The sequence below is a fragment of the Roseivirga sp. AWQ4_251 genome (assembly GCF_056158225.1).
On record NZ_JBSWSW010000001.1, the window covers coordinates 599850 to 612459 of the forward strand.

The window sequence follows — 12610 nt, forward strand, 5'->3', positions numbered from 1 at the left end:
TATTCCTTGCTTATGGCTTTTTTGTCTTTTACAGATTTGAGTTGCCAAGAAGTGCCAACCGAGCCCATGCCTGTATTGGTGTGTTACGGAAAGGTGAATCCAGATAAAATCCGAGGTTATAAATACGTCATTGTAGAGTCGGAGCAATACTCCGCTTTCGATGTAAAACTGCTGAAGGAAAATAACGAAGTTGTATTGGGTTATTTAAGTGTTGGCGAAGTAGATACCAATCGAGATTATTATGCTGAAATCAAAGATAAAACTTTGGGTAAAAACGAAGTTTGGGGAAGTTATTATCTCGATTTGAGTGATGAAGCAACTCAAAAAACGCTTATAGACGAGGCTGGAGAAATCAACAAGAAGGGCTTTGACGGGCTGTTTTTAGATACTGTAGACACGTTTGCAGAATGGGGGCCATACCCTGAAAAAGGTGATGAATTGATTTACCTTTTGAAGTTGCTTAAAGAAGCTTTCCCCGATATCTATTTAATGCAAAATGCAGGGCTTTCTTTGGTGCCCGCTTCAGCGAAATATGTAGATGCCTTGGCCATTGAATCGGTAGCAAGCGATTATAGCCATGCGAAAGATCAATACAAACTAAGGAAGAATCAGGAGTTTTATGAGATTGTGGAACGCTTAAAGAAGCTTGAAAGAAAGCATAAACTACCAGTAATTCTGATCGAATATGCCGATTCTAAAAAGCTATTGAACAAGGTGAAACACCAAATCCAGTCTCTGGAATGGGACTATTTTGTCGGAACTGTGGACTTGCAAAATCTGCCAAAATTTAAATAATCCTTTAGCATGAACCTTCCTTACATAGATTCCATATTTCTTGGCTTGGTTCGGCTATTCTTTTGGCTGCTCTTCTTTTATGTCATAAAGCGCCTGTTTTTTAAAGGGAAGAAATCGGTGAATCAGGTAAACAGTATGGCTTACTTGTGGACATTCTTTTTGAGCATTATTCTATTAGTTGAGTTTCTGCTGATCCAAATTAACAGCTACGATTTAATGACTTGTTTGTCTATTATGATGCTGTTTTTCGGATTCAGATTGGTTGGTCTTCGAAACATCTTTAGAGATACCGAACTGTTCAAGCGGCAGCGAAAAATGATTTTGCTGAACGTAATCGAAAATGTGGAGGATAAGGAACCGATCATCGATATGGTTGAAGAAGAACCTTCTAAAAGATTACAGATCAACTTTGAGTTCATAGTGGCGGTAGTAGTGAGTTTAATAGCTCTTTTTACACGCTCTTATTTAATGAAATACGATACTTACCAGCTTTCTACTGCTTGGTTTCAGGATCTGGAAATTATCAAAGGAATTTCTACGCAAGAGTGGTTTAATCCATATTTGGCGACAGTAGGCGAATTTTCCATCATAAATTTCTATGGTAAACTCACTGGAATTAGCCCCGAGATTGCTTTAGAATCTTACGGAATTCTTCAAGGCTATATTCTCACATTCGTCATTTTTTGGTTTATGAATGTAATGACGAGTTCCAAGATTACGGTTCCGCTAATCTCGTCATTGATTTTTGCGGTTTTCTTCAATCTTGCACCTATCGATTTATCGCAGATTTCTCACGGAAAACAGACTTTAACCGCGCTTTCATTTGCCTTGCCGGCTATGGTATTCATTCGTAAACCATGGATTCTGTACAAGAAAAACCCACGCGGTTATCGTTTCAGTATGATCGTGATTTTTGCTGCCATAGCGTTGATAGACATATTTACGCTACTTGTTTTAATTCCGCCAATCTTTATTGTGACAGCATTTTTCGTGAGGAAAAAATACCTTCGATTTTACTGGAAAAGCCTTGGTGCCTACTTTATCAGTAGCTTGGTGATTTTTGCCATTTATGCCTTTGCTTGTTATAAAAATCAGGTCGACTTTCTCTTTTTCGTAGCGAACAACTTGCTTTCGGTAACTTCTTCAACATCAACTTCCAATATGATTTGGGATTATGACACCCTGTTGAAAGTGGTACAAGGAATTTCAGTGGTTGCGCTCATAATCATGTTCTTCTTGTACCGAAAGAACCGCAAAAAATGGGTGAGCCCAATCACCTTTCTTATCTATATCAATCTTTTGATTTTTTATAAATTATTGAATTTCAGGTATTTCGATCCTGATTTGTTCAATGAAGTTCTTCCCGTTTTTATAGCCATAGCTTTCGGTATTTTCATCTATTTGATTATTTATTTCTTCATTACAAAAGTGAAGCGCATTGCTTTGCCCGAGTTTGTAGCTGTGCCTTTGGCCTTCATTATTTTTCTGTCTGGGGCTTACTTTACACAAGAGAAACTTTTATTAAGAGAGGCTCCGCAATCGCGTTTGCCAAAAGATGTTTTGGGCGCTTACCAAAGTATAAGTGCTGGCTTTCTGGACTATTCATACGCTGTAGTAAATAGCAATACGCTTCAACCTTTAAGTACTTTGTCGCATAATTTTATCACTTACGATGATTTTCTGACTACTTATGATGCTCGTGATTCTGTGTACTTTGCCAATAAGCAAAACAAAGATTTCTTGCGTCAGAATAGTCAATACATTTTACCCAATAGTATCTTGGTTTTTGTGTATAGTAATACCGAGCAAAATGAGTTTGACGATCTGGTTTCCAATATGGAATTAACAGGACGTGTGATGGCTGAAATCGAAAAATTGAAAAGAAAAGGAAGGACTGTGAGGTTGTTTTTCGAGCGAAAGGACCTTCGGGTTTATGAAATCGTGAATAACCCAAATCAGGCCAGAATTGACGAAATGCTTTGAGTTTGAAAATTTCTCTGAAACGATATAACCCCATTTGGATTGCTGTTTTTCTGACACTTCAGATTTTTTCTTGCAGTGAAAATGAGCCAGAACAGTTGACAGAAACTGAGTTTGTGGCTGCGGAAGAACTTGTTGTGTTTGTGGAAGATCAAAAACATCCACTCAGTTCTTTGTATCAGGAACATGTCGCCAAGGTGATGGACTACACAAAGATTCCTTACAAGAGCATTCAAATTGAAGAATTTGATAAAAATCCGGCCTTGGCTTCTTCTGTAAAGGTGTTGTTGATTAATAGCACCGAACGATTGAGCGATAAAGCTGTACAAGCACTTTTTAAGTTTTTATCTCAAGGTGGAACAGTGATTTTCCCAAGTGTGAACGAAGACAGGAGAATGGGCTATTTGTCGGGATTGAAGTCGGACGCTCAATATACCTATGATCTTGAAGCAAAAGGTATTCGTTTTGAAACCGATATACTACCAGGACTCGATAATGCAGCCCTTTATTTAACCAAAAAGAACTTCTGTTTATCAGGCGAAAACTTCAAACCTACGGTTAGGATTCTGGCAACAGCAGCCACAAATGAAGATATTCCTGTAATTGTTGAAAACCGTGTAGGAAACGGTCGAGTGATTCATTTTAATACCAATATCGAGTTTGGAAAGGCAGATAGAGGTCTTTTGTTTTCTTTTATCCTGAACAGTTTGGAAGGAGTACCTTATTCTGTTGTAAACGCAAGCACCGTTTTTATCGATGATTTTCCAGGGCCTATTTATGATATTCCTCTGGAACCTATCAGCTCAGAATTGGGCGTTAATCAATCAGAATATGTGACTTCGGTTTGGTGGCCCGATATGGTCAAAATTGGCAGACGTTTCAATATTAAATATTCTGCTTATACCATTTTCAACTACCACCAAATCAAACAGCCTCCCTTTCTTTTCAATGAATGGGATCAGAATAAAATCACTAAGGATGGAAAGCAGGTAAGAAGTTCAGTTTGGCTGAGTCAGCAGGTGCTCAAAAATGGTTATGAATTGGCGTTACACGGCTATAATCATGAATCGCTCCTTTCTACCGTTTGGACTAACCCCCAAAATATAGAAGCTTCTTTGGGTGCACTTCGTAAAAAATGGACGCTGGATAGGCTTGGGAAATTTCCCACAAGTTATGTGGCACCTTCGAACTACATCGACAGTACGGGAGTAGTTAATTTGAAGAGAGGTATGCCCGAAATGGAATTTATGAGCACCACTTATGATGGCGAATTTGAAGAAGGTGGTGACCGTGAGTTCGATCCCGAACCTTTCGAAACTTCACTTTTCGATTTTCCGAGGATTACGAGTGGTTATGTTTTTCATCCTCAAAAGGAATACAATCACCATTCTTTGTTCTTGTACACTGGCCTTTGGACACACTTCATTCACCCCGATGATGTTTTTCAGTTGCCAGATCCTGATAATGCTTCTGCTGGAAATTATGAATATAGAAACAGCGAGAGTTTGGGTTGGTATTCTTCAACCAATGGCAGAAAGGGGATGATCACCTATTGGACGGATTATTTACAGAAAACTACTTCGCTTTACCCGGCTAATCGCTTTTTGGATGTTACCGAAGCAGCCACGATAACGCGTGATTGGCGTAACGAAAAGGTGAACTACATCAAGTCAGGTGACTTTTATTCGTTGAGGAAAGCCAATGTTGAAAATTGGCATGATGATGCCCATTATTGGTGTGTTTTTGCACGCCAAAATCATGCGGCCAAAGTGGAAGGATTTATTAGACAGAATTCCGAAGCCTATGGCAAAACTCAGTTCTATGGAGGAACGCTTTTCACCATAAAAACCAGAGAACCAGCTTTGGAATTTCCCGATGCCCAGTTCAAATCGGATTTGCTATTCACCGAAGTTGAAGCGCTCGATTTAATAGAAGAGGAGTATCAGTCATTTTTAGCCGAAGCCAAAGCTTACGAGAAAGGAGAAACTGTCTCTTCAGAAACTGAATTTGTTGCGGAAGTTCCAGAAGTAATCGAGGATTCTGTGGCCTGGATGGTGGCCAATGAAAACCTAAGCGGAGCAACAGATATGCTGAAGAGAGATTTAAACGAAGCTTCCAGTATTGATACAGCTACTTTCAATCAGTTTGCTTTGTATATGGGCTATCAGGAAAGAGGCTTAGATGTTTGGGCTTATCTGGATTCGCTTTACCAGGAAGGCAAAACCGGAAAAGCCTTAGAATATGTAGACCTGTTTCTGGAAAAAGAGGCCTATCCGACAGAAGAGATTACCGAAGAATGGATATGGAGAAAACTTCAGCAGGAACCAGGGAATGAAGAATTGGCCAAAGAATACCTCACGTATTTCTATAACCCTGATAATTTCGTGAAAATTGAAGGGGTTATTTCTGCATTGAACAAGAGCAATCCAAGTCCAGAGAATTATGCTTTATACATTCAGTATTTGATTGACTTCGAGCCTTCAAAACTAACTACGGAACTGAAGGATAAAAGGCCTGAAGATTATCCTTTGTTATGGTCAAAAGCCACCACGATTACCTATGCTTTTTCAGATGAAGGTAAAATTCAAGATGCACTTTTATGGGCGGAACATACAGATGAAATTCCTATTATCACGCGTCTTCAGTGGTGGGTAGATTTGGAAGCCTTTAATAAAATGGAAGAAGTTTATAAGGCTTATATCGCTAAAAATCCAGAGGATAATGAAGCGCGAACCTTTGTGAGCAACGTTTGGTATGACATAGGTGAGTTTGAAAGAGCTTCTGTAGAAGCGCATAAACTTTCTTCAGGAACTTCCAAAGAGGCTTTTAAAGCTAGGTTCAACCCCGATGTGATCTATATGGAACCAGATGTTCAAAAGTTTTTGGTGACTGAAACGCCAGATCTCTTCTATCCTGAATCACTAAAAAGGATTACTATAGACCTTCGAATTACTGAGAACAATGCTGTAGAAATAAAAACCTCATATGTAGAAGATAATTTTCAGCAATCAGTGTGGGGGAGTGAAGCTACATTTCACTTGAAAACACCGAAGTTGAGGCAGCATAGCTTTTCCATTACGCAGGACCAAGTCTCAGATTTGGTATTGAATGAGTTTGATGCTAACAACGTTCCACACAGCTTGTATGGCTTAAAGTATCGATACCAAACTGCCCAAAGCTCGGCTAAGCCTTTGTTCTACATATCAGGCGGGCTTGAACAAAGTGATGATCAGAAAACTTTCTTCAACTTTGAATCAGGGATTTCTAAGTCGAAAGAAAAAGTATTTAAATCGCTGACTTTCAGCACTGGTGCGGTAAAAACAGGACCAGCTATAAGTAGAGGGATTTATAAATCCGAATTGGTTGGTTATTATGAGAGAGGCGCTACCGAATTTATTCAAACTTCGGCCGCTTTAATAGGAAGCTATTATACTACTGGAACTTTTGAAGGTGCATTTACAGGTAAAATGTTTATGAATCTGAACCGCGAAAATCTCTTGGTTGTGTCTCCGTTTGCAGAAGTTTTTGCTTCAACGGCTAACGATAATCAGCCCAATGGAAATCCTTTCTGGGTAATTGATAATCGTATTTACGCTGGTGGAGGTATGGCTTGGGCATATGGAAAAGATGAGCGAAAATTTAAAGCTCGAATAGAAGCTGGATATTTCTGGGATAGCTACACCAGCAGTTTCTTAAGGGTGAATGGTAATTTAGCTTTCCCAATCAGGCAATTCACTTACGTAACCGCTCAATTCGAACTCTTTAATCAATCGCTTTACTATTCAAATGGCGTTCAGTTTGGAGTCAAATATTTCCTTGATCGAAAAAGAGAGTATTCCTATAAGCCACGAAGTTATTAAGGCGTATTCTTCTTTGATTCAGCCTTTTTGGTAGTAATCAGAATGGCACCATTCTTTCCTGAAGTCCCGAATATGGCCATACTTTTTATGTCGCCTTTTTCGTAAACTTCTATTTTCTCAATTTCATCATAAACATAATGATCTAATTGAGCGAGTTTCAGAAGCTGGCCGTCTATGAAAATTATAGGTGCGGGATTATTGTTGATGGTGAAATGCTCTTTTATTCCTTTTGTATCAGTTTCTGAAGTTTGAATTTCTGGCTTTTGAACTGTGCTGCTATCGCTGTTAAAAGTATAGTGAAGTTGGTGGGTAATAAGAGAGTCTACTTTCTGGTAAAGTGCTGAATGTTCTTGAGCTTGAACGTTAAAGCTGAAGATCGTCAAAATGAAAAATAGGGTAGGTGTTTTCATGAATCGAGGTTTAAGTTATGACTTAGGCTTCTCCACAAATAAAATACCAAATAGGCTTGCCAATCAGGAAATTGATCGAACAATTTTTGAATCGTTTCATGCTCATTCCTTTCCTTAATTACCCCGTGATTTTGTAAAGCTTGCAACAAACCGACATCACCAAAAGGAATGCTTCCGGGTTCATTTAGCGATTTCATCAGAGCATAATTGGCCGACCAGACACCAATGCCTTTAATTTGGGTAAGCATTTTTTGCCGAGAGGTGAAATCGGGAAGTGCCTTTAGCTTCTCTTTTGAAACCAAACCAGAAGCAAAGGCTTCAGCAGTATTTTTTAGATAGTTGATTTTACTTCTTGAAAATTGTTGACTTCTGAGAAAGTCTTCGTCCATAGAAACCAACGCTTCAGGTTCGGGAAAATGATGGAGGGTAATGCCATTCCAGTCAACAGAACTTCCATAGTTTTCAACCAGCCTGCGTTTCAGTTTATAAGCAAAAGTAAGGTTGATTTGCTGGCCAATGATACTCCAACAAAGCGCTTCAAAAAGGTCAGGAATTCCAACTAACCTTAGTCCTTTGAATGTTTGAGGCATATATGCGAAGAATGACTGTTTCAGAAGCAATTCATAAAAGGCATCGAGCTTTTTGTCTAAATCGAACCATTGTGTTATAAACTGTTTCAAAAGTATTTTTTCTGAAGAATCAAGAGCAAATGCCGTTTCTATCAAAAGCTCCTTCTCACCAAGCGATATGCAAAACGGTATCAATCGATTTTCGAGCTTCACTAACCTGAATACCTTTTGATCTTTCAGTGTATATAAACATTCGTCATACCCACGATCGAGAAACCACAAACATTCCGGAAAATTGAAGTCACCAGGAAGAGCAATTGAAAAAGCATGAGAAGTCATAATGCAAGTTAAACGTTAATTCTAGTACTGGATAAAATGATCTCTTTGATAATGAGATTCAGGGTGCAGGCATTAAAAATATATCATCTACAAAAATAGATGATATATTTTATCTATGTTTGTAAATCAAATTGGAATAGCATGAAAGGAACACATATTGGTGAACTGGAAGAATTGGTACTGCTCGTGGTCGGAGTATTGTATCAAGAAGCTTACGGAGTTACTGTTTTGAAGGAAATAAAAGATCAAACTGGTAGAGAAGTAAACATCAGTGCTGTTCATGCTGTGCTCAATAGATTAGAGGAAAAAGGTTTATTGGCTTCGCATATGGGGGGCGCAGAGCAAGTTAGGGGAGGGAGAAGAAAGCGATTCTATACTTTGACTGCTTCTGGAAGGACTTTGTTAGATCAAGTTAAGGAAACCAGAGATAGGCTCTATAATCAATTGCCAGCTTTTAATTTTTCTGCATGAAAGACGGCAATCATCATGAACCGCCTCAATGGGCTTCTCGATTTCTAAACTGGTATTGCAGCCCTAATTTAAAGGAACAGATTATTGGAGATGCTGAAGAGCTGTTTTACTGGCGGTTGGAAGAGGAAGGGCTTCAAAAAGCAAGAAGAGCCTATGTATGGGACGTGCTACGCTTTTTTCGATGGAGGAATATCAAAAGAAATTCAAGTCAAACTCAACATATTAACAACATTTCTATGTTTAAAAACTACTTTAAAATTGGCTGGCGGAACATCCTTCGCCAGAAAATGCCTTCCCTTATTAATATAATAGGGCTTTCTACGGCTATTGCATGCTGCTTGGTTGCTTTTACCTTCATTGAACCTCTTCTGGTCAAAGATCGATTCCATGAAAACGGTGAAAACATATATCTGGTAGCCCATGAAGCTTTTTCAGAGGGAAGTATGATCAAATACGGGACATTTTCTTCCTCTTTAGCGGATGAATTGCCTAATAATTTCCCTCAGATTAATCACAGTACTCGATACGCAGGAGGGAGCAACGTGATTAGCATTGAAGACAATATTTTCTACAGTAACACCAAATATGTAGATCCAGATTTCTTCAAATCTTTCTCCTTTCCTATGGTATATGGAAGTAAGGATGTTTTAAATGATCCATCAAAAATTGTGATAGATCGTGCCACTGCAACTAAATTTTTTGGAGACGAATATCCTATAGACAAAATGATGAAAGTCATTTTTGAAGAAGAGGAAGTTTCTTTTTCTGTTGGAGGAGTCATAGAGAATTCACCATTCAATTCAAGTCTTAAATTGAGTGTTGTATTAAACTACGAGGTGCTCAATCAGCATGAAAATTCCTTGAGCGATAATGTAGTTACATTCATTGAATTGAAAGAAGAAACCGATGTAAATCAACTCCAGGAGGCCTTTCAAAATATGATAGCCAAGCAAAATGGAATTGAACCCGACCATCAATATGAGTTGATTTTTCTGGTGCCACTGGAAGAGATGGCAAGTCGTGATTTGGCTGGAGCGCCAGGAGGTACTCCACCCATAGGGCCAATTATTCTGCTTATTTCTATCGCTTGCATTATGCTATTGTTGGCGGTATCCAACTATGTGAATATTGCTATTTTGATGGCCTCTAAACGCATAAAGGAGATTGGAATTAGAAAGACCATTGGTAGCAAGCGTTCGCAAATCATAGTACAATTTTTAACCGAGAACTTGATTTTATGTGCTTTAGCCATTTTTCTAGCCATAGTTGTCGCTCGAGGGCTTTTCTTGCCTTGGTTCAACGAAATGTCCGGGTTAAATATTAAAATGGATTTAATCCATAATCAGAATTTATGGTTGTTCTTGGTTTCACTTTTGCTGATTGTAACATTTCTTTCTGGATTTTATCCAGCTGTTTATATCTCTCGATTTAAGCCTTCAGTAATTTTTCGAGGCAAAGAGAATGTGGGGAAAAAGTGGGGATTTTCTGGCTTCATCATCACATTTCAATTGATCCTGTCAATTATTACCATTGTGGCAGGAGTGATGTTTGTTCGGACTAACAATATGCGAGAGAGCATTGATTGGGAGTTCGAAACTGGAGATCGCGTTTTGATCAATATTCCAGAATCGAAATTCTATTCACCTTTGCTCAATAAAATGAATTCACTATCGGGTGTGGAAAGCGTAGCAAGCACTAATGTTTCTTTGGGTGAAGTGACTGCTTCTGGATCTTTCTATTTGAATGATTCAAAGTTTAGTGCTTCATATATGACTTGTGGAGCAGAATACCTCGAGTTCATGGGGCTGGAACTTAAAGAAGGGAGATTTTTCGATGCTGAATTATCAAGTGATCAACAGTCTTCTATTCTTATTAATGAACAGTTTGCTGAAAAATATGGTGTCAGCACAAACGATTTTGTGAAGATTGATAGCGTAAACTACGGTATAATAGGGGTGTTGAAAGATTTTCATTACACAAGACTTACCGATAAAATCGAGCCTTTAATGATCAAAACAAAAGCTAATGCGCAGTTGAACTACATGGTGGTAAAGGTTGGCTCAGGTATGGAAGAAGAGATGGAGAAGAAGATTAGAGAGGCTTGGGTAGATGTTGTGAAAAATAAACCTTATCAAGGATTTTTACAGTCATCCATATTTGAAAAAGGCTCGGGAGATAGCGCAGGAATAAAAGATACTATGTTGTTTACTGCTTCGCTGGCCACTATTTTGGCTGCCATGGGGATTTTCGGATTGGCATCGCTGAGTATTTCTTCACGAATGAAAGACTTCGGCATTAAAAAGGTTTTGGGAGCTAATCTGATACAGATTACAAAACCTGTCTATTTTAAGTTTGCAATAATCTTGAGTATAGCGATGGTTATAGGAATTACGTTGGCAATATTTATTGTAGGCCTCTTTTTGGATTCATTATATCCTTACCATGAACCCATAAATTTTATTCCGATTTCTTTTGCTGCCTTAATTCTGACTGGGGTCGTTTTTCTCACGCTTTCATCACAAGTATGGAAAGTAAGAAGTATGAGGCTTTCAGAAACATTGAGAATAGAATAGAGAAAACCCCCAAGCCATTTCAGTTTGAAGTGGCTTGGGGGCTTATAACTTTCTTATTGCTGTAAATATTTCTGATTTAATTTTTCGTAAACCGAAAAGAGGTCTGTTGCTTCATTGTCTGAAGTAAATAAACCGCTTCGGTTGTTCAATGGCTCCCAAATGGCTGCTCCTTTGCCCATGCCATTCGGAATGTTGAAGGCAATGTCGTGAACCTCTTTTTTGAAATCTGAGTATTCAACTACATTCACTGGCTTGTGGTAACGTTGGGTTAAATCGTTCAGATTGAACTGTAGATCGTCTAAAGTGCCGTGCCAACGCGGATAAAAAGAAAGACCTATGATGTCGAATTTTACATCACGAGCAAGCATATTGTCGAGCCAAAATCTAGCTTCTTTATTCTGTCCACCAAGAGCAATATGGAGCATAATAGGGATATTCTTATCCACTGCGTTTACTCCAGCAATTCCAGATTTCAGCAAACCAGCCAATTGATCTGGATTACTGATATGTCCTTCGGGCCACATCATTCCGTGGTTAATTTCATTCCCAACCTGAACCATGTCAGGCAGCGTGTTTTGGGCTTTCAACTGATTGAGAACTTTGCTGGTGTAAGCTTCTACAGAATCGCGCAGAGTAGGATAGTCCAGCTCGCTCCAAGCTTTAGGTTTATACTGCTGTTGAGGGTCGGCCCAATAGTCGCTGTAATGAAAATCGAGTAACAGTTTTAGCCCAGCTTCTTTCACTCTTTTGGCCATGTCAAGCGTATAATCTAAGCCACAGAAACCCTTTTCAGGTGAATAGCCTTTTTCATTTTCTGGGTTTACAAAAATCCTGAGGCGGATGTAATTAATGCCATGGTGTTTTAAAAGAGCAATAGCGTCAGTTTCTTCTCCATTGTCATAGAACTTGCCTCCTCTGGCCTCAATTTGAGGAAGAAAGCTAATGTCAGCGCCAATCATTTTGTCGATAGGTTTTACGGTTTCAGGAAGTTGAGCCGCAGAGGGCGTCATGTTTTCTATGGAAGAAGGCACCGTGTGGATTTCATGAGCTCCTGGCCATAGTTTTCCCGATTTCGCTTCAACTTTCACTTTGTCGGGGTTGGTGCCAGCCACAAAATACAGCTCTAGTTGGCCATTCTCTAAACTGGCTTTGCCGAAAGTTACGCCAGCCGTATCAGTAGCAGTAGGCAAGCTTGAGCCATCGAGTTTAGTTACTTTTCCATCGCCAGATACTGAAATGTGTATTTCGTTTTTAGCCGATGTGATTTCTTTACCCAAACTATCTACAACGGTAATTCGAAGTTTGGCTTTGTCTTTTCCATCTGCAATGAGGGTAGTGCTGTAACTCGTGAATTTCACGCCAACAGGATTTCCCGAAGCCACTTGACTCACACTTGCAAATTCGGAGGTCTTTGGACTTTCTACTTTTTCTTTTTGCTCTTTTTCAGCGCATTGAAAGAGCAAAAGGCTAAGAAACAATAAGTTGATTTTTAGATACTTCATAGGTGTTGAATTTCAGTACAATACATTGATTGAATTAAAAATTACCGAAGCTCAACGGATAAAACGTCCGCTTTTTTATTAGCGGACTAGATCGGGTTTAAATAAACGTAT

8 protein-coding genes are annotated in these 12610 nt (G+C 39.0%); 5 read left to right on the plus strand and 3 right to left on the minus strand.

Translation table 11 applies throughout. The features are described from left to right. Positions 1–12 precede the first annotated feature (12 nt). The 3 genes from ACXACJ_RS02750 to ACXACJ_RS02760 are packed head-to-tail and all read left to right on the plus strand — an operon-like array spanning position 13 to position 6635. A complete protein-coding gene (locus tag ACXACJ_RS02750; protein WP_475132737.1) occupies positions 13–795 on the plus strand; it encodes a glycoside hydrolase family 191 protein in 783 nt (260 codons plus the stop codon). A gap of 9 nt (positions 796–804) precedes the next feature. Continuing rightward, entirely contained in the window at positions 805–2778 is a 1974-nt protein-coding gene (locus tag ACXACJ_RS02755) for a hypothetical protein (RefSeq protein ID WP_475132738.1), read from the plus strand. A gap of 2 nt (positions 2779–2780) precedes the next feature. Next, complete coding sequence (locus ACXACJ_RS02760; protein ID WP_475132739.1) at positions 2781–6635, plus strand: DUF2194 domain-containing protein; 3855 nt, start codon at positions 2781–2783, stop codon at positions 6633–6635. On the opposite strand, the gene ACXACJ_RS02765 is transcribed toward ACXACJ_RS02760, so the two are convergent. Together ACXACJ_RS02765 and ACXACJ_RS02770 are read right to left on the minus strand one after the other, a co-directional pair. Then, entirely contained in the window at positions 6632–7045 is a 414-nt protein-coding gene (locus ACXACJ_RS02765; protein ID WP_475132740.1) for a hypothetical protein, read from the minus strand. The genes ACXACJ_RS02760 and ACXACJ_RS02765 overlap by 4 nt on opposite strands. Further along, complete coding sequence (locus ACXACJ_RS02770; RefSeq protein ID WP_475132741.1) at positions 7042–7953, minus strand: DNA-3-methyladenine glycosylase family protein; 912 nt, start codon at positions 7951–7953, stop codon at positions 7042–7044. The genes ACXACJ_RS02765 and ACXACJ_RS02770 overlap by 4 nt, the downstream gene beginning before the upstream one ends. A 141-nt stretch (positions 7954–8094) precedes the next feature. Between ACXACJ_RS02770 and ACXACJ_RS02775 the strand changes: the two genes are divergently transcribed. Further along, positions 8095–8424 (plus strand): PadR family transcriptional regulator, encoded by a 330-nt coding sequence (locus tag ACXACJ_RS02775; protein WP_475132742.1) that lies wholly within the window; start codon positions 8095–8097, stop codon positions 8422–8424. Beyond that, positions 8421–10997, plus strand: coding sequence for an ABC transporter permease (locus ACXACJ_RS02780; protein WP_475132743.1), 2577 nt, complete (start codon positions 8421–8423; stop codon positions 10995–10997). The genes ACXACJ_RS02775 and ACXACJ_RS02780 overlap by 4 nt, the downstream gene beginning before the upstream one ends. Before the next feature lie 53 nt (positions 10998–11050). Here ACXACJ_RS02780 and ACXACJ_RS02785 read toward each other — a convergent pair whose 3' ends face one another. Further along, positions 11051–12499 (minus strand): glycosyl hydrolase 53 family protein, encoded by a 1449-nt coding sequence (locus tag ACXACJ_RS02785; RefSeq protein ID WP_475132744.1) that lies wholly within the window; start codon positions 12497–12499, stop codon positions 11051–11053. Positions 12500–12610: the final 111 nt, after the last annotated feature.

Excerpts from the sequence above, each read along its gene's own strand:
- ACXACJ_RS02750 (WP_475132737.1), top strand. The coding sequence starts at position 13 with ATGGCTTTTTTGTCTTTTACAGATTTGAGTTGCCAAGAAGTGCCAACC.
- ACXACJ_RS02755 (WP_475132738.1), top strand. The coding sequence starts at position 805 with ATGAACCTTCCTTACATAGATTCCATATTTCTTGGCTTGGTTCGGCTA.
- ACXACJ_RS02765 (WP_475132740.1), bottom strand. The coding sequence starts at position 7,045 with ATGAAAACACCTACCCTATTTTTCATTTTGACGATCTTCAGCTTTAAC.
- ACXACJ_RS02770 (WP_475132741.1), bottom strand. The coding sequence starts at position 7,953 with ATGACTTCTCATGCTTTTTCAATTGCTCTTCCTGGTGACTTCAATTTT.
- ACXACJ_RS02775 (WP_475132742.1), top strand. The coding sequence starts at position 8,095 with ATGAAAGGAACACATATTGGTGAACTGGAAGAATTGGTACTGCTCGTG.
- ACXACJ_RS02780 (WP_475132743.1), top strand. The coding sequence starts at position 8,421 with ATGAAAGACGGCAATCATCATGAACCGCCTCAATGGGCTTCTCGATTT.
- ACXACJ_RS02785 (WP_475132744.1), bottom strand. The coding sequence starts at position 12,499 with ATGAAGTATCTAAAAATCAACTTATTGTTTCTTAGCCTTTTGCTCTTT.